This is a genomic window from Kitasatospora sp. NPDC056181 (genome assembly GCF_042266225.1).
Classification (GTDB): Bacteria; Actinomycetota; Actinomycetes; order Streptomycetales; family Streptomycetaceae; genus Kitasatospora.
This window is the reverse complement of the sequence record NZ_JBHJUK010000001.1, coordinates 206,969-224,230: the sequence shown is the minus strand read 5'-3', so window position 1 is coordinate 224,230 and position 17,262 is coordinate 206,969. Positions and strand designations below refer to the sequence as shown.

The following is a 17,262-nucleotide window of genomic DNA, read 5'->3' as shown; positions in this document are numbered from 1 at the left end:
AGCGCCGACGGCTGAGCGATCGGCGGCCGTCGGCTCGGTGGGAGGGGGACCGGCAGACGCCGGTCCCCCTCCCGCTTTCCGCTCCGGCTCCCGCCGCCCCCGTACGGCCGCTCAGCCCAGCTGCCCGGGCACCGGCTCGGCGTGCAGCACGGCCAGCCCGGAGACGGCGCGGGTGAGGGCCACGTACAGGCGGCGCAGGCCGGTCCGCTCGTCCGGTTCGCCGGCGACGACGGCGGCCGGCTCGTCCAGGACCACGTAGTCGTACTCCAGACCCTTGGCCAGCGAGGCCGGGACGAGGGTCAGCCGGGCCTGCGCACTGGTCTCGGCGCCGGGGGAGAGGTACGCCAGGCCGGCTGCGGTGAGCGCCTCGGCGAGCAGCGGGATGCGCGCGTCCGCGGCGATCAGCCCGGTCGAGCCCTCGTGCTCCAGCGCCCGGTGGCAGGCCTCGACGACCGCCTTCTCCAGCCCGTCCTCCGGGACGCGGGTGACCGTCAGCGAGCCGGGCGCCTCGCGGACCGAGGTCGCCGGGGCGAGGCCGGGGGCGATCGAGGGCAGCAGCCGGGAGGCGTAGGCGATGACCTCCTCGGGGACGCGGAAGCCCTTGGTCAGCTCCTCGACGTGGGCGGCCGGCTTGCCCAGGTGGTGCAGGGCGTCCGCCCAACTCGCCGTCGCCCACGGGGTGGTGCCCTGGGCGAGGTCGCCGAGGACGGTCGCCGAGCCGGTGGTGCAGCGGCGGCCGACCGCGCGGTACTGCATCGGCGAGAGGTCCTGCGCCTCGTCCAGCACCACGTGCCCGAGCGACGGTGTGCGCTGGACCAGGTCGGCCGTCTCGTCCACCAGGACGGCGTCGGCCTGGGTCCAGCGGGCGGTCTTCACGGAGCGGCCGGGCTTGGGCCAGAGCACGGCCCGCTGCTCCTCGGGGGTGAGCACGCCGTCCGCGCACGCGGCGAGGAACTCCGGGTCGGAGAGCAGCCGCAGCACCAGCCTGGCCGGCTCGACCAGCGGCCAGCACTCCTTGACCACCGCCTTGACCGCGGGGTTGCGGGCCACCGCGTCCTGCACCCGGTCGTCCGGCGCCTCGCCGCCCTGCTCCATCTTCAGCAGCACGGCGTGCGCGATGCGCTGCGGCAGCGCGTCGCGCGCGGCGCCGTAGCGGATCTCGCGGCCCTTCAGCTCCTCGACGATCTCGACGAGTTCGTACGCCGGGACGCGCCAACGCCGGGAGCCGCGGACCACCACGCAGGGCTCGGTGGGCAGCGTGATGCCGGCCCGGACCGCCCGGCGCAGCACCTCGGCCATCCGGGCGTCGCCCTTCAGCCGGGCCGCCTCGGCGCTGTCCTCGCCCTTCACCTCGACGTGCGCGACCAGCTGCTGCACGGTGGCCTGCGCCACGTCCAGCTCGCCGAGGGCGGGCAGCACCTGCTCGATGTAGGAGAGGAAGGCGTTGTTCGGCCCGATCACCAGGGTGCCGGTCCGGGCGAGCCGCTCGCGGTGCGCGTACAGCAGGTACGCCACGCGGTGCAGGCCGACGGCGGTCTTCCCGGTGCCGGGCGCGCCCTGGACGCAGACGGTGCCGGTGATGTCGGCGCGGACGATCTCGTCCTGCTCGGGCTGGATGGTGGCGACGATGTCGCGCATCGGGCCGACGCGGGGCTTCTCGATCTCGGCGGCGAGCAGGGCCGAGGCGGAGTCCGACTCGGCCGGGTCGCTGAGGTGCTCGTCCTCGTACGCGGTGAGCTCGCCGCCGGTGTAGCCGAAGCGGCGCCGGCGTTCGACGTCCATCGGCTCGGTCCGGCTGGCGCGGTAGAACGGCTGGGAGACCGGCGCGCGCCAGTCGATCACCATCGGGTCGCCGTCGGCGTCGTGGACGTGCCGGCGGCCGATGTAGAAGCTCTCCCCGCCGGAGCCCTCGGAGAGCTCCTCGCTGATCGCGTGCAGGTAGTCCAGGCGGCCGAAGAAGAGCGGGGTGTGCGAGAGGTCGGCCAGGGCGGCGATCCTGGCCTCGATCTGGTTCTGCAGCACGAGGGCGGTGACCCAGGTGCCGGTCACGTCGCTGATGTCGAGCGACTGGACGTCCTCCCGCATGGCGCGCAGCGCGGCCCGGGAGGAGGCCAGGTGGTCGCGTTCGCGCTGGAGGGGGTCGGTGGTGGGGGTGGCGGGCACAGCGAACCTTCCCGGCTGCCCCGGAGACGGGCGCAGCGGATCGTTGGAGCTCACGGTGGACACGGCCGACCGGTTGCCGTGCGGTCGACGCCTCCCCCGGCTGCCTGCGGGACTTCAGCAGGTACCACGGTTCGGGAGGGGGCAGACGGACGATCCTAGACCGCCTGCGGCTCCGGTGCCATTCAGCCCGTGCCGCGCGGCCCCAGGTCGGCGTACCGGACCACCTGGAACGCCAGCACACCCAGCCCGGCGAACTCGGCCACCGACGTGGCGGTCTGCCACCCCGCGTTCCCGTCGTGGGCCCAGAACAGGACGATCGCGGTGGCCGAGGAGAGGCAGAACACCAGCAGGTTGGCCGCCAGTTGCAGGTACTTGCGGCTGGTCCGCCGCTCGTCCCTCAGGTGTGAGGCCTCCCAGCCGAACACCGTCGTGTCGCCCGGGAGGACCGCGGCGAGGCGCGGGGCGAGGTCGCCGCGGATGTACCGGCCGATGGAGGAGATCTTGTGGTCGTTGATCAGGTACGTCCAGCCGAGCAGGAAGGTCACCGGGGGCAGCAGCAGGAGCCGTTCCGGGTGCCCGCCGGACTGCAGGGTCGCCGCCAGGACGGCGGCCAGCGACGCGAGCGTGGCGTAGATGAGGTTGTCCCGGAACCCGATCCGCTGCTTCTGCTCGTCCTTGATGGACGTGTACTCCGCGAGCAGCACCTGTACGGCGACGCTCTGCTCCTGAGGCGACACTGTCCCTCCCCCTGTGACGTCGACGGACGGCCATCTTGCCCGACCGGGCGTGGGCCGGTCCAGGCTGGGAGGCCTTCGGCCGGGGCCGCGGATCCGGCCCGGAAGTCCCTGCGGCATGGCTAACATGACGCCATGTCAGGATGGGCGGCCTACCGTGCGCGGGTGGCGAAGAAGCGGGTTGCCGGCTACATCCCGCCGACCTTCCACCTCACGGAGGCCGACGGCGAGGAGCAGGAGTACGAGGGCGAGGAGCCGGAGGGCGACGGGGAGCCGGAGGACCAGACCGAGGTCGCGCAGCGGCCGTACCGGTGGCTCCTCGACCAGTTGGCCGGGTTCCCGCCACGGACCTACCTGGTCGACGGGGTGGCCGGCAGCGGGAAGAGCTCGCTCGTCACCCACATGGCGATGGACCTGCTCGCCGCCGAGGTGGCCTGCGTCCAGGTCAACCGGGACACCCTGGCCTACGGCTTCAAACACCTCGGTGACCCGCTGGACTTCGGCCGGGCGCAGTGCCCGCCGGACATCGACGAGCCCCTCTGGAAGGCGAGGTTCAAGCAGCGCAGGGGCGTCTTCCTGATCGACGCCGTCAACGAGCTGGAACGCGAGCTGAACCCGAAGGAGATGCGCTTCGTCCGCCTCCTGCTGGACGGTTCGCACCGCTACCCGGTGCTGGCGACCTCGCGGACCGAGCCGGAGCGGCTGGGGTCGGCGGGGCTGCGCTCGATCAAGCGGCTCACGATCGCCCCGCTGACCGAGGGGGAGTCCGGCGGCTACCTGCGGGCGCGCGGGCTCGAACCCGACGCGGCCCTGAAGGAGATCCGGGCCGCGGGCCTGGACGGCGCGATCTGGAACCCCCTGCTGCTGTCGTTGCTGGCGGGCCTGCTGCAGACCGAGGGCGACGACCGCTCGGCCCCGCTGCCCCGCTCGCGGGCCGAGCTGCTGCGCCGGACCGTCCACCGGAACCCGGCGGGGAACCACGCCGACCCCGCGGCGGACCGGCTCAGGGGCCAGGGCCTGCACCTGGAGTCCGTGCTCTGCGCCGCGGCGCTGGTGGTGGCGGGCAAGGAGGGTGAGAGCGGCTTCCGGCGCAACGACCTCAGGGCCGTCCTCGACCGGGTCTGGGACGACCGGACCGGGCTGGACGGGCTCATCGAGGAGTTCCTGAACACGCAGATGGTGGCGGTCGAGACCACCGAGCACCACCAGGAGCAGTCCTACCGGCTGCTCCACCAGTCGATCGTCGACTTCGGGCTGGCCCTGGGCTGGCAGAACAGCAGCCTGCCGCCGCTCGCCTTCGACCTCGACCAGTGCGTCGGCGACTGGCTGGGCCTCCAGGAGGACACCGGGCGGGCGACGGAGGCCGTGCTGGCCCGCCGGGAGGACCTGCGGCCCAGCGTGCTGCTCGACGTCCTGGTCGCCAACCGCGGCCGGCTCTCCGACGAGTCGCGGGCGAGCATCTGGCGGGCCCTCGGCGAGCACTTCTGCGGAGACCGCAGACACCGGGACGACCTGGCGACGTCGCTCGGACGGGTGCCCTTCCACGTCGTGAAGGAGGGGGTGGACTACGGGCTGCTGGAGGACCTGAAGGAGCGGGACCCGCTGATGGTGCGCGGCGTCCTCGAATCCCTGTGGAACGAGACGCTGACGCCGGAACACCTCCAGCAGCTGCGCCGGCGCAAGCTGCGGCAGGAGAAGGACCAGCACCGGGCACAGGCCGAGGCCGGCGCCGCGGGCGAACCCTCCGAAGCCCTGGTGGCCACCCGGCTGGCGCGCCTGGCGGACGACCCGTCGTCCGCCAACCGGGGCAGGACGGCCCTGTGGCTGGCCCGCAACCGCCCCGTCGAGGCACTGGCGCCCCTGGCGGCCGCCCTGATCACCGACCCCGTGCCGACCGTCCGGGGCGCCGCGGCGAAGGCGCTCGGCCTGATCGGGGACCCGACGGTGGTTCCGGCACTGAAGGCGACCGTGACGGGTGACGCGGACCCGGTGGTGCGCGGCACCGCGGCCAACACCCTGGGCAAGCTCGGGGACCGGACCACGGTGCCGACCCTGCAGACGGTGCTGGAGAAGGACGACGACCCCGTGGTGCGCGCCTCGGCGGCCACCGCGCTGGGGAGGATCGGGGACCGCTCCGGGGTGACGGCCCTGCAGGCGGCGCTGAAGGGCGACCCCGACTCCGTGGTGCGCGGCTCGGCGGCCAATGCGCTGGGGTTCCTCGGGGACCGGTCCACGGCCCCGGCCCTGCGTGCCGTGGTGGAGGGGGACGAGGACCCCGTGGTGCGCGGCTCCGCGGCCACCGCGCTGGGGCGGCTGGGGGACCGGTCGGCGGTCGCGGTGCTCGGCGCGGCGGCGCAGCGCGATCCGGACGAGGGGGTGCGCGGATCCGCCGTGCACGCCCTGGGGCGGCTCGGCGACGGGTCGGCGGCCCCGGTGCTGGGCGCCGTGATGGAGGCCGACACCAACTCCTGGGTCCGGGGCGCCGCCGCCAACGCGCTGGGCGGGCTCGGGGACGCCTCGGTGCTCCCCGGACTGCGCAGGGTCGTCGAGGACCCGGCCGAGGACTTCACCACCCGCGGCTCCGCCGTGTGGTCGATCGGCGCGCTCGCCACCGAGCCCCAGCTCTGGCTCATCCCCTTCGCCGAGTCCGCCCGCAACTACATCGGGTCCGACGTGTCGTCGGCGCGGAAGTTCCGCGGGACGATCGTCAACCTCCTGGCCCGGCAGGCCGCCCACGAGGACGTCCGGCACTGGCTCAACCGGGTCGCCCGGCTCGACTCCGACCCGCTGAACCGGACGGAGGCCGTCCGGGGCCTCGCCCAGGCCAACGTCATCAGCAGCGAGCTGATCCGGTTCCTGATAGATCCGGAGAAGCCCCGCAGCGACAAGCGCAAGCGGGACACCGACAACGGCGTGCTGGGCAGCGCGGGGGCGGCCGCGCTCTGGATGTACGGCTACAACGAGAAGCTCGCCGACCACCTCCTGCCCTCCGTGGCCCGGCTGCTGACCGACGAGGCCACCTGGAGCGGCACCGTCAACGCGGTGCTCTCACCGCTCGCCGTGCTGCCCCTGGACGTGTCCCGGCGGATCATCCGGGTGCTGGAGGAGACGGCCGCGGAGTGCGGGGGCCGCCCGTTCCTGGAACGCCGGCTGGTGCCCTACGCGCGGCTCAACGAATGGCGCCAGGCCGTGCGCGGCGACATGGAACGGCTCAGAGAGAGACCCGAGGAGATCATGGCAGGCTTTCGGCCCGGACCGGCCGCGGCGGAGCCGGCGGAACCGTCCGCCGGGGAGTTCGACGTCGCCGTCCTCACCGCGATCCAGGTGGAGTTCCGTGCACTGCTGGACGAGGTGAAGCAGCGGGGGATCCCGGTGACGAAGGTGCAGAAGGGCAGCAGGTACTACCGCACCTTCACCCTGCCGGGGAGCCAGGGGCCCGTCCGGGTCGTCGCGGCCAAGGCCACCGACAAGGGCGGCCAGGCGGCGGCCGCCCTCACCCAGGCGGTGATGGCCGACTACGACTGCTCGCTGCTGCTGCTGGTCGGCGTCGCCGGCGGTTTCGCCGAACGCGGCGTGCGGCTCCACGACGTCCTCTTCGGGAAGGTCGTCCACAACTACGACCCCGAGCGCCTCCAGGCCGACGGGGCGGGCAACCGCCAGCAGGCCTACCGGACGGACGAGCAGCTGCTCCGGCTGGTGCAGGACCTCCACGTGGACGGCGACCTGGACGACGCGCTCGACGGGCACCGCCTGCACGTGAAGGACTACGCCAGCGGGGAGAAGGTGGTCGCCTGGGAGGACGCGCCGCTGCGCCGGGCCATGCTCGCCATGTCCACCGACGTGTACGGCATGGAGACCGAGGCCCACGGGGTCCTGCACGCCGTGTACGAGGGGGACAAGGCGGGCGCCTACGTCAACGCGGGCATCGTCAAGTGCATCAGCGACCTCGGGGACGAGGCCATGCGGGAGGACAAGGAGACCAAGCAGGAGCAGGCCGCCGGGATCGCGGCCCGGGTCGCCCTGGACGTGCTCTCCCACTTCTACCGACCCGTAGGGGGAGGGGTAGGGGACGGGGGAGGGGACCTCTAGGGGACGGGGAGGGGCCTGCGTACACCCGGAGGACGACCTGGGGCACGTCCGGTACGGCCTTTGGGGTGATGTGCCCGGACCGCTCGGGAGCCTACCGTTGAAGGCATGAGCACCGTACACGTCACGGCGCCGCGAGTGCCGAACCAGAAGTCCGCCCCTGCCCGCCCCGCGGGCGCCACCGCCACCGCGGCCACCGGCCCCGGCCGGCGCCGCAGTCCGCTGAAGACCGCCGTCCGCAACGTCGGCATCGCCCTCGACACCGCCGCGCGCGTGGTCTTCCTCGGGCGCGACGGCGTCAAGTACTGAGCGTTGCCGGGGGTTACAACACGTCGTCCGCGTCGATGATGCGGTACGCGTAGCCCTGCTCGGCCAGGAAGCGCTGCCGGTGGGCGGCGAAGTCCTGGTCGACGGTGTCGCGGGCCACCACCGAGTAGAAGTGCGCCGCGTGGCCGTCCGCCTTCGGGCGCAGCACGCGGCCCAGGCGCTGGGCCTCCTCCTGGCGGGAGCCGAAGGTGCCGGAGACCTGGATGGCGACGGTCGCCTCCGGCAGGTCGATGGAGAAGTTGGCGACCTTGGAGACCACCAGGACGCTGATCTCCTTGGTCCGGAAGGCCTCGAACAGCTTCTCGCGCTGGGCGTTGCTGGTCTCGCCCTTGATCACCGGGGCGTCCAGGGCCTCGCCGAGCTCGTCCAGCTGGTCGATGTACTGCCCGATGATCAGCGTCTGGTCCTTCTCGTGCTTCTTGACCAGCGCCTCCACCACCCGCCGCTTGGTGGCGGTGGTGGCGCAGAAGCGGTACCGCTCCTCGGGCTCGGCGGTCGCGTAGGCGAGCCGCTCGGAGTCGGTGAGGGTGACCCGGACCTCGCAGCAGTCGGCGGGCGCGATGTAGCCCTGCGCCTCGATCTCCTTCCACGGGGCGTCGAAGCGCTTGGGGCCGATGAGCGAGAAGACGTCGCCCTCGCGGCCGTCCTCGCGGACCAGGGTGGCGGTCAGGCCGAGCCGGCGGCGGGCCTGGAGGTCGGCGGTGAACTTGAACACCGGCGCGGGCAGCAGGTGCACCTCGTCGTAGACCACCAGGCCCCAGTTGCGGGCGTCGAACAGCTCCAGGTGGGCGTAGACGCCCTTCCGCTTGGTCGTCATCACCTGGTAGGTGGCGATGGTGACCGGGCGGATCTCCTTCTTCGTCCCGCTGTACTCGCCGATCTCGTCCTCGGTCAGCGAGGTGCGCTTGACCAGTTCGTGCTTCCACTGCCGGGCCGAGACGGTGTTGGTGACCAGGATGAGCGTGGTCGACTTGGCCTCGGCCATGGCGGCGGCGCCGACCAGCGTCTTGCCGGCGCCGCAGGGCAGCACCACGACGCCCGAGCCGCCGTGCCAGAAGCCCTCGACGGCCTGCGCCTGGTACGGGCGCAGCTGCCAGCCGTTCTGGTCCAGCTCGATCGGGTGCGCCTCGCCGTCCACGTAGCCGGCGAAGTCCTCGGCGGGCCAGCCGAGTTTGAGCAGCACCTGCTTGATCTGGCCGCGCTCGGACGGGTGGACGACGACGGTGTCCGGGTCCACCCGGGCGCCGACCAGCGGGACGATCTTCTTGGAGCGCAGCACCTCCTCCAGCACCGGGCGGTCCGTGGTGGTGAGCACCAGGCCGTGGGTGGGGTGCTTGGAGAGCCTGAGCCGCCCGTAGCGCGCCATGGTGTCGGCCACGTCGACCAGCAGCGCGTGCGGGACGGGGTAGCGGGAGTACTTCACCAGGGCGTCGACCACCTGCTCGGCGTCGTGCCCGGCGGCGCGCGCGTTCCACAGCCCGAGCGGGGTCACCCGGTAGGTGTGCACGTGCTCGGGCGCGCGCTCCAGTTCGGCGAACGGCGCGATGGCGCGGCGGCAGTCGGAGGCCTTGGGGTGGTCGATCTCCAGGAGAAGAGTTTTGTCGCTCTGGACGATGAGCGGTCCGTCGTTCACGCGGGGGAGCCCTCCACTGGCTGACAGGTCTGTCGGGACGCAGACCCTCCAGTGTCGCGCATCCGGCGGGGAAGGCGGGAGGCCGCCCGGGCGGGGGCTACTTCCACTCGAACACCTTGGCGCTGTTCTTGCCGTCGGCGGTGGAGTCGAACTCGAAGACGCCGGCGATGCCGTTCAGGCGGGAGAACTGCGGGGACGCGGTGGTGAAGAAGACCGAGCCGCGGAACGAGACACCGCCGCCCTCGGTGAAGTGGCCGACGCCGCTGCCGTGCCAGGTGATGGTCTGGCCGTCGGCGGTCATGTCGACGCCCTGGCCCTCACCGAACAGCGTGCCGTCGGCGTGGAGTTCCGACTCGTAGGTGGCGAACTCCGTGACCGGGGTGCCGAGGACCTCTCCCGTGCCCTGGAACGAGACCTCGACCACCGGGCCCTCGCCGCCGGCGAGCACCCGCCGGACGGTGTCCTGGCTCCGAATCTCCGCTATCCGATCGCCGAGCATGGTGACTCCTTCCGCAAACCCCCCTCTCCTCCGGACTACGCCGGGCCGGCGGGGTCGTCAACCGCAGGGCTGTGACCAGTGCGGGCGTCGCTCGTTAGAGCAGGTCATGAACAAGTCGAAGCGTGCCCTCACCGCTCTCGCCCTCCTCGGTTCGGCCTTCGCCGCGACCGCCTCCTCCGCCGGTTCCGCCCACGCCCTCGCGGGCGTCGGCGAGGGCCCGGGCGGGCTGCTCGCGTCCCCCGCCTTCCTGATCGCCGACCTGGCCGGGGCTCCCGAACTGCCGGTCGGCAAGGACCAGATCGGCACGCTGGCGGACAAGGCGGTCAAGGAGAAGGTGAAGGAGGCCCAGCAGGGCCACTGATCCTGCGGTCACTCCTCCAGTTCGGCGACGCCGGTGATCCGGTGCAGGGCGAAGGTGCGCAGCTCGTCGGCGTGGTGGTCGAAGGCGGTGACGAAGCCGCCCTCGACCTTGACCGGGTCGATGATCCGCTGGCTGGAGAGCCCCTCGGCGTTGAGGTAGCCGATCCACATCCGCTCGCCGAGCAGCACGGCCGTCTGCAGTGCGGCGAGGGTCTCGGCGGCCGGGGTGCGCGGGAGTTGGCGCGGGTCGGGGGTGTGCTCGCGGCGGACGGCGGTGGCGGCGCGGTCACCCGCCCGGATGGCCTTGATGGCGACGGCGAGCAGGGTGTCGTCGGGCGTGGGCGGGCCGTCCGGGACGGGGACGGGGGCCGCGCGCGGCGGGGTGCGGTGGCTGTCCGGCCGGGTGATCAGCACGTCGCCCTCGGCGGACTCGGCGGCGGGCGCGTAGCCCATGCCGCGCAGGGCCGCGAGCAGTACGTCCGGCGCGGCCTGGGCGGCGAGGACGGTGGGGGCGAGCAGGCGCAGCCGCAGGTCGACGGAGCGGCGGTCGGCCAGGACCTCGTTCAGCAGCGCCGGGTCGTCGCAGCGCAGGTAGGAGGAGGCGGCGCCGACCCGCAGGATGCCGTGCCGGCGGGCGACGTCGTCGATCAGGTAGGCGAGCGGCTGCGGGACGGGCGTGCGCGAGTGCTGTTCCAGGAAGGCCCGGAGGTCGGCGGCGGTGCGGCCGGCGTCGAGGGCCCGTCGGACGGATGCGGTGGTGAACCGGTAGACGGTGGCGCCGCCCTTGGACTCGATGTCGGCGCAGAGCGCGAGCGCCTGGGCGAGCGGGGTGAGCAGGGGGCCGGGGGCGATCGCGGTGAGGTCCGGCTGGAGGATCACGTGGTCCAGCGGCTGCGGCAGCAGCGGGGCCAGCACCTCGGCCGGGTCGGCCTCGGCGGTGAGCAGCGCGCGGGCGTGGGAGGCGAGGGCGCCGCGGCCGGTGACGCCGAGCAGTTCGGCCTCGGCGAGGGTCCACGCCGTGAGGTCGTCGCGCAGGTCGTGGGTCTGCCCGGCGGGCTCCTGCCCCGCGTGGGTCTGGCCGGTGTGGGCCTGGCCGGTGTGGGTCTGGCCGGCGGGACCCTGGCCGGTGGCGGGGGCCTGGCCGGTGACCGGGCCGCCGCGCAGCGGGCGCTGCCAGCGCAGGGTGGGCAGCAGTTCGCCGGCGGTGGCGGCGGTGCCGGGCGGCAGTTCGGCGAGCAGGGCGAGGGCCGCGCGGCGGACCGACGGGGCCAGGGTGCGGTCCAGTTCGGGGCCGAGCGCGGCCCGTGCCTTGCCCTTGCCGTCCGGGGAGCCGGTGAGGGCGGCGACGCGGGTGGCGGTGAGCCAGCCGCCGGCCAGCACCGCCCAGCGGTCGGCGGTGTCCTGCTGGAGCCAGCCGTCGTAGGCCGGGGTGGGCGCCCAGCGCTCGTCGGCCTCACCGTCGGGGGCCAGCAGGCCGCAGGTGTAGGCGAGTTCGAGCCAGAAGGCGGTCTGCTGCTCGGTGGTCTCCAGGGCCTGCGCGGTGCGCTTGAGGTCGCGGACGCCCAGGCCGCCGGCGCGCAGGGTGGGCGGGGGGTTGAGGCCCCAGAGGTCGAGCACCTCCTCGACGATCCGGACGGCGGTGTGCGCCTGGCCGGCGGCGGCCTTGTCCACAACCTGTGGATCGCGCGGGGCGGCGGCCGGGGCCGGCTCCGGCTGGACCGGCTCGACCACGCGGTGGGTGCGGCCGCCGCGCAGGTGCAGGGCGAGTTCGCGGGGCAGGACGACGCTGCCGGGGCTGCTGGGCAGCAGCAGGCCGCGGGCCAGCAGCCACTCGACCGGGCTCTGCGCGTCCTCGGCGGTGACCGGCCGGGTGGCGTCCGGGACGGTGCCGGTGGGCGGGCCCCAGACCAGCCGGTCCAGCAGCCGCAGCGCCGGTTCGGGCGCGGTGGCGAGCAGGGCGTCGCAGCGGGCGCGGTCGCCGAGCAGCGCGGTGAGCGCGGCGACGGCCGTGACCGGGTCCGGGGTGGCGGGCTGCCCGGCCGAGGCGAGCAACTGCTGGAGCCGGGCCGGGGACATGCCGACCGTGGCGTCGGCCAGGGTCGGGCCGAGGCCGGTGCGGCCGGGGTTGGCGGCGGTGGGCGCGAGCGCCTCGCGGGCCGCGATGACCAGGCGCAGCCCGTTCTCCGGCCCCCAGAGCAGCGCGCGGTCGCGCAGGGTGGCGAGCGCGCGCGGGAGGGCGGCGGTGACGGCGGCCCGGTCCGCGGTGGTCAGCGGGGTGGCGCCGGGGTGCGGCTTGACCCTGGCCGGGCCGGTGAGGAGCGCCTTCACGGTGGCCGGGGAGGCGCCGTCCGGGGCGGCGGCCAGCGCCTCGGCGACCTGGAGGGTGAAGCGGTCCAGCCGCTCCAGGGCGCGCAGTGCGGAGGCGCGGGAGGAGAGCCGGGCGGCGAGCTGGGTGAGGTCGCCGGGCACGGGGTTGAGCAGGTCGGGGCGGGACCGGAGCAGGGTGGCGAGGTCGTCGTCCGCGCGGCTGCGGAGCTCGTCGGCGAGGGTGCGCGGGCCGGCGGGCGCCTTGCCGGTGCGTTGGGGGCCCTGCTGTGTGGTCATTCGACCTAGGTTAGTCGGGAGGGGGCACGGTGGGGACCGGTCGGCGTGGCCCCGGTCGGGGTGGGTACCGTCTGACCGGCGGCCCCACGACGGCCGCTGCGGCACGGGCGAGGCGGGGTGTGGGGCGAATGTCGGACGGCGAGTGGTGGCGCAAGCGGGGGCCGTGGAGCGGGCCGCCGGGGGGCGGTGACGGCGGCACTGGCTCGGAGGGCGAGGACAGTGTGTACGCCGACGGGGCGCCCGCGGTGCCGCCGCGGCCCGCCGATCCGCCGGCCGCGCCGCCGTCCGCCGGGCCGGTCACCGGACCGCCTGCCGGCCCGCCGTCCGCGCCGCCGTCCGCGCCGCCGTCCGGACGTCGGCCTTCGCCGGCCGCGGACGACCCGGGCTCGCCCTGGGTGCCGCAGCCGATCGCGGACGCGGACGCCGATCCGGACGCCGTGCCGGCTCCCTTCACGGCCGTGAACGCGGGCGACTGGTCCCTCGTGTCGCTGGACTTCTCGGACGGCCCTGGCCCGGCCGTCAAGCCGATCCCCGAGCAGCGGACCGCCGCCGAGGACGCCCCTGCGCAGACCCCGCCCGCCGCCCCCGCCGCCGCGCAGGACAAGGGCAGGAAGCGGAGGAAGGGCCGGGCGGCGCCCCCGCCGCAGGCCGCCACGCCCGATGCGGCGCCCGACGCCGGCGCCGCGGCTGGTCCGAAACCGTCCGCGATGGCCGGCCGCCGCCCCTCCCCGCTCCTGCTGCTGGCCGCGGTGACGCTGCTCGGCGGCGCCGTCAGCAGCCAGCTCGTGGTGATGCTGGTCGGCTGGGGGCTCGGCTACCTGTCCAGCCGGCTCACCGACTTCACCCGCAAGGTCGGCATCCTCGGCATTCCCCTGATGACGATGAGCGCCACCACCGTCTGGTTCTGGGGCAGGTCCCAGGGCCGCTGGGGCGGGGCGCTCCAGCCGGGCCAGCAGGCGGGCCAGGTCGCCTGGTCGGCCGCGCCCGGCGTGCTGCGCGTGGCCGCGGTGCTGTCGGCGCTGTTCCTGCTGGCCGTGGCGTTCAAGCGGCGGGCCCGCCCGGAGGGGTGAGCCGCGGGCCCGGCCGTCAGTCGTCGGCGATGGTGACCCGGCGGCGGAAGGTCTCGGGTGCGCCGAGGTGCCCCACGATCCAGGCCGCGATGGTGGCCCGGGTGGCGGTGCCCGCCCCGGGGAGCGGGCGGTCGTACGAGACGCGGGGGCCGGCGGCGGGCGGCCCGTCCTTGAGCATCGGGGCGCGGACGACGGTCCAGGCCGTGTCGGAGTCCTCCAGGACCGCCTCCATCCGGGCCAGGTCGCGGTGGATCTCCCGGTAGAGCCGGTCGACCACCAGCCGGGACACCACCCGCTGGGCGAACGGCAGATGGCCGGTCTCCAGCCCCGCCGAGCCCATCACCACCAGGTGCCGCGGCCCGCCGGCCCGCGCGGCGGCCACCAGCTCCCGTGCGCCGTCCGAGAAGACCGTGGTGGCGGCCCGGCCGGTGGTGCCGAGCGTCGAGACCACCGCGTCCTGGCCGGTCAGCGGCTCGCGCAGGGAGCCGGGCCGGTGGACGTCGGCCTGCACGATGTGCGGCGTGCCGTGCGCGAACTCCGGTAGCCGGGAGGGTGTGCGGGCGACGGCCGTGACGGTGTGCCCGGCGGCCAGGGCGAGGTCGACGACCAGGCGGCCGGTGCGGCCGGCGGCGCCGACGACGGCGAGTTTCATCGCGTTCCTCCTTGCGGGCGGCCCCGAGGTCCGTTCGGGGGTCTGCCCTTGCCGATTCATTCAGACAGGCTGTATGACTGAACCCAGTGAACCACACAGTTCGGCTCAAGGGAGTGATGGGACATGCGAGTTCAGTACCCCGACCTGTCCGGCAAGGTCGTCGTGATCACCGGCGGCAGCCGCGGCATCGGCGCCGAGACCGCCCGCTCGTTCGCCCGGCAGGGTGCGGCCGTCGCCGTCCTCGGCCGGGACGGGACGGCCCTGGCCGCCGTCGAGGGCGAGCTGCGCGAGCTGGGCGCCAAGGCGCTCGGCCTGGTCGCCGACTGCACCGACGCCGCCGCGCTCGCCCGGGCCGCCGACCGGATCGAGGAGGGGCTCGGCCCGGTCGATGTCGTCGCCGCCTTCGCCGGCGGGGACGGCTACCCGGTGCCGACCGTCCGGGAGACCGAGGAGCACTGGCGCGCCGTGCTGGAGGCTAACCTCACGGCCACCTTCCTCACCGTCCAGGCCTTCCTGCCGGGCCTGCTGGAACGCGGCGCCGGCTCGGTGGTCACCATGGCCTCCACGGCCGGCCGGCTGCCCAGCGGCTCCTCCGCCGCGTACGCGGCCGCCAAGGCGGGGGTGCTGATGTACACCCGCCACCTCGCCCTGGAGCTGGCGGGCGAGGGCGTCCGGGTCAACGCGATCGCGCCCGGCGCCGTCCGGACCGAGCGGACGGCCGCCGTCATGCCGCCCGAGGTGCAGGCGGCCGTCGCCGCGGCCCACCCGCTCGGCCGGCTCGGCGAACCGGCCGACGTCGCGGCGGCCACGCTCTTCCTGGCGTCCACCGCGTCCTCGTGGATCACCGGCCAGACGCTGGACGTCAGCGGCGGCCGGGTCATCGTCTGACGCCCCCCGCCCGGGGCGCCGGCCCATCGGGGATACTGCCTGTTCACGAGAGGTCCGACCGTCGTTGCACCGGCGGCGGGACGAGCGAGTGGAGGCGAGCGCGATGAGCCCCCGGTCCTACCGGATGGGACAGCGGCAGGCGGACGTGGACGAGACGCGCGCGCGGATCGTCGCGGCCGCGCGGGGGCAGCTGGCCGGGACGGGCACGCTCTCGCTGGACGCGGTCGCCAAGCGGGCGGACGTCGCCCGGGCCACCGTCTACTACCAGTTCGGCTCGAAGACGGGCCTGTTGGAGGCCGTCTGCGACGCGCTCGCGGCCGAGGGCGGGATGGCGCGGCTCGCCGAGGCGTTCACGCTGCCCGGGCCCTGGCCGGCGGTGGACCGTTTCGTCGAGGTGATGGGCGGCTTCTGGGCGGTGGACCGGGTCTGCACCCGCCGGCTGCGCGCGCTGGCCGCACTGGACGAGGAGGTGGGCCGGGTCATCGCCGCACGCGACGCCCGCCGCCGCGAGGGCGCCCGGGTGCTGGCCGCCCGGCTCGACGGCGTACCGCAGGACGCGGCCGCGCTGCTGTTCGTGCTCACCGGCTTCGAGACCTTCGACGCGCTGGCCGGCGAGACGGCCGGCCCCGACGGTGACCTGCGGACGGCGGTTCCGGCCGTCACCCGGCTGGTCCGGAGCGCGCTGGGCGGGCCTGCGGCCTGACCGGTCGCAGGCCCGCGCGGGCGTCGGGGGCGGGGCTCAGGCGGACGCGGCCGCCGGGGCCGGGGCCCATTGCGGGTCGCGGCCCGACGCGGCCAGCGCGCGGTCGAGCGGCGAGGCCTCGGCGGGCACGGCGACGGGGCCGTCGAACCCGTCGTACTGGCGGAAGAGCGCGGCGAACTCCTCGACGATCCCGAGGACCGCCCCGGCCAGTTCGTCCCCGGCCCCGGCCCCGGTCCGCTGGCCGGTCGCGCGGGCGACGTCCCACCCGTGCAGCACCAGCTCCAGGACCAGCATCCGGGCGATGGCGGCGGCGGGCATCGGCGACCCGCCCAGGTCCACGTCGCCCTCCCAGACCGCCGGGTCGGCCCAGGCCGCGACGGCCCGCTCCAACTGGGCGGCGTAGGCGTCGGCCCAGGCGGGGTCGGCGGTGAAGTCGCGCTCGACGAGGTCCTGCGGCAGGTCCTTGCGCAGGGCCCGGTGCTCCAGGCCGTGCGAGGTGTAGAGCACCCAGTGGTTGACCAGCGCCCGGGTGTCGAACCCGGTGCAGGGGGTGGGTCCGTCCAGCTGCTCCGGACGGACGCCGCGGGCGATGCGCGCGGCCTCCGCGGCGGCCTGAGCCATGAGGGGGTGGAGTGCATGACCGTTCATGGCCCGATCCTGCGCGGGGTGGCGGCGCCGGGTCTTGAAGAAACGCGACGACGGCGCCCCTGCTGTCGGCGGCACGTCCTAGCCTGGCGGCATGAACGGTCCTGATCTCGGCCGCGGGGTGCTCCACCCCGGAAGGGCGGCGGGCGTGGTCCACCTGGACCGGTACGGGCCCGCTCCCGGGCTGGCGCGTCTGGTCGAGTTCTACTGGCTGGTCCGGTGGGACCGCCGCGGGCTGCCCGCGCACGAGCAGAAGGTGCTCGCCCACCCCAACGTCCACCTGGTGTTCGAGGCCCCGCGGGCGCGCGTCTACGGCGTCGACCGGTCGCTGTTCGTGCGCCGGCTGGAGGGCGCGGGGCACGTGCTGGGGGTCAAGTTCCGGCCGGGCGGCTTCCGCCCGTTCACCGACCGCCCGGTGGCCGGGCTCGCCGACCGGTCGGTGCCGGCGGCAGGGGTCTTCGGGCCCGCCGCCGACCTGCTCAACGAGGAGGTGCTGTCCGGAGCCGCGGAGCCGGCCGCACTGGTGGACGCCTTCCTGCTCGCCCGGCTGCCCGCCCCGGTGGCGGACCGTCAGGCGGAGCTCGCCGCCGCGATGGTCGAGCGCGTCACCGGCTCGGCGGACCTGCGCCGCGTGGACGAGCTGGCCGCCGAGTTCGGCGTCACCGTCCGCCAGGTGCAGCGACTCTTCGCCGAGTACGTCGGCGCGGCGCCCAAGTGGGTGCTGCGGCGGGCCCGGCTGCACGAGGCCGCCCAGCGCGCCGACCGGGGGGCGGATGTGGACTGGGCCGCGCTGGCCGCCGAGCTCGGATACGCCGACCAGGCCCACTTCACCCGCGACTTCACGGCGGCGGTGGGCCTCTCGCCGGCCCGCTACGCCGGGGGCCGGTGACCGGGGCGG

General features: G+C 74.9%; 14 protein-coding genes. 7 read left to right on the top strand and 7 right to left on the bottom strand.

The annotated features are described in order from the left end of the window. Positions 1-111 precede the first annotated feature (111 nt). Positions 112-2,163: a HelD family protein gene (locus tag ACFC1F_RS00990; protein WP_376154773.1), complete on the bottom strand. Its 2,052-nt coding sequence runs from the start codon at positions 2,161-2,163 to the stop codon at positions 112-114. 182 nt (positions 2,164-2,345) lie between these two features. Continuing rightward, positions 2,346-2,900, bottom strand: a complete 555-nt coding sequence (locus ACFC1F_RS00985) for a hypothetical protein (protein WP_376154772.1) — start codon at positions 2,898-2,900, stop codon at positions 2,346-2,348. A 132-nt stretch (positions 2,901-3,032) separates the two neighbouring features. On the opposite strand from ACFC1F_RS00985, the gene ACFC1F_RS00980 reads away from it, so the two are divergent. Further along, positions 3,033-6,986 carry a HEAT repeat domain-containing protein gene (locus ACFC1F_RS00980; protein WP_376154770.1) on the top strand — a complete coding sequence of 1,318 codons (3,954 nt, stop codon included), beginning with the start codon at positions 3,033-3,035 and terminating at the stop codon, positions 6,984-6,986. A gap of 105 nt (positions 6,987-7,091) precedes the next feature. Beyond that, positions 7,092-7,292, top strand: coding sequence for a hypothetical protein (locus ACFC1F_RS00975; protein ID WP_148643359.1), 201 nt, complete (start codon positions 7,092-7,094; stop codon positions 7,290-7,292). 13 nt (positions 7,293-7,305) lie between these two features. On the opposite strand, the gene ACFC1F_RS00970 is transcribed toward ACFC1F_RS00975, so the two are convergent. After that, entirely contained in the window at positions 7,306-8,943 is a 1,638-nt protein-coding gene (locus tag ACFC1F_RS00970) for a DNA repair helicase XPB (RefSeq protein WP_376154768.1), read from the bottom strand. 97 nt (positions 8,944-9,040) lie between these two features. Then, positions 9,041-9,442, bottom strand: a complete 402-nt coding sequence (locus ACFC1F_RS00965) for a hypothetical protein (protein ID WP_209412909.1) — start codon at positions 9,440-9,442, stop codon at positions 9,041-9,043. A 106-nt stretch (positions 9,443-9,548) separates the two neighbouring features. Here ACFC1F_RS00965 and ACFC1F_RS00960 point away from each other — a divergent pair, with 106 nt between their 5' ends. Further along, entirely contained in the window at positions 9,549-9,803 is a 255-nt protein-coding gene (locus ACFC1F_RS00960) for a hypothetical protein (RefSeq protein ID WP_148643356.1), read from the top strand. Between the two features lie 8 nt (positions 9,804-9,811). On the opposite strand, the gene ACFC1F_RS00955 is transcribed toward ACFC1F_RS00960, so the two are convergent. Then, positions 9,812-12,406 carry a helicase-associated domain-containing protein gene (locus ACFC1F_RS00955; protein WP_376154767.1) on the bottom strand — a complete coding sequence of 865 codons (2,595 nt, stop codon included), beginning with the start codon at positions 12,404-12,406 and terminating at the stop codon, positions 9,812-9,814. A 395-nt stretch (positions 12,407-12,801) separates the two neighbouring features. Here ACFC1F_RS00955 and ACFC1F_RS00950 point away from each other — a divergent pair, with 395 nt between their 5' ends. Then, positions 12,802-13,476 (top strand): hypothetical protein, encoded by a 675-nt coding sequence (locus ACFC1F_RS00950; RefSeq protein ID WP_376154765.1) that lies wholly within the window; start codon positions 12,802-12,804, stop codon positions 13,474-13,476. Positions 13,477-13,492: 16 nt separating this feature from the next. Here the strand turns inward: ACFC1F_RS00950 and ACFC1F_RS00945 are convergent, their stop codons facing one another. Next, complete coding sequence (locus tag ACFC1F_RS00945; RefSeq protein WP_376154763.1) at positions 13,493-14,128, bottom strand: NAD(P)-dependent oxidoreductase; 636 nt, start codon at positions 14,126-14,128, stop codon at positions 13,493-13,495. A gap of 123 nt (positions 14,129-14,251) precedes the next feature. Between ACFC1F_RS00945 and ACFC1F_RS00940 the strand changes: the two genes are divergently transcribed. Then, positions 14,252-15,016, top strand: coding sequence for an SDR family NAD(P)-dependent oxidoreductase (locus ACFC1F_RS00940; RefSeq protein WP_376154762.1), 765 nt, complete (start codon positions 14,252-14,254; stop codon positions 15,014-15,016). Positions 15,017-15,119: 103 nt separating this feature from the next. Further along, entirely contained in the window at positions 15,120-15,719 is a 600-nt protein-coding gene (locus ACFC1F_RS00935; RefSeq protein ID WP_209412914.1) for a TetR/AcrR family transcriptional regulator, read from the top strand. A 36-nt stretch (positions 15,720-15,755) separates the two neighbouring features. Here the strand turns inward: ACFC1F_RS00935 and ACFC1F_RS00930 are convergent, their stop codons facing one another. Next, positions 15,756-16,367 carry a TIGR03086 family metal-binding protein gene (locus tag ACFC1F_RS00930; protein WP_376154760.1) on the bottom strand — a complete coding sequence of 204 codons (612 nt, stop codon included), beginning with the start codon at positions 16,365-16,367 and terminating at the stop codon, positions 15,756-15,758. A gap of 91 nt (positions 16,368-16,458) precedes the next feature. Here ACFC1F_RS00930 and ACFC1F_RS00925 point away from each other — a divergent pair, with 91 nt between their 5' ends. Continuing rightward, positions 16,459-17,253, top strand: coding sequence for a DUF6597 domain-containing transcriptional factor (locus tag ACFC1F_RS00925; RefSeq protein ID WP_376154759.1), 795 nt, complete (start codon positions 16,459-16,461; stop codon positions 17,251-17,253). The last annotated feature ends 9 nt before the right edge of the window (positions 17,254-17,262 follow it).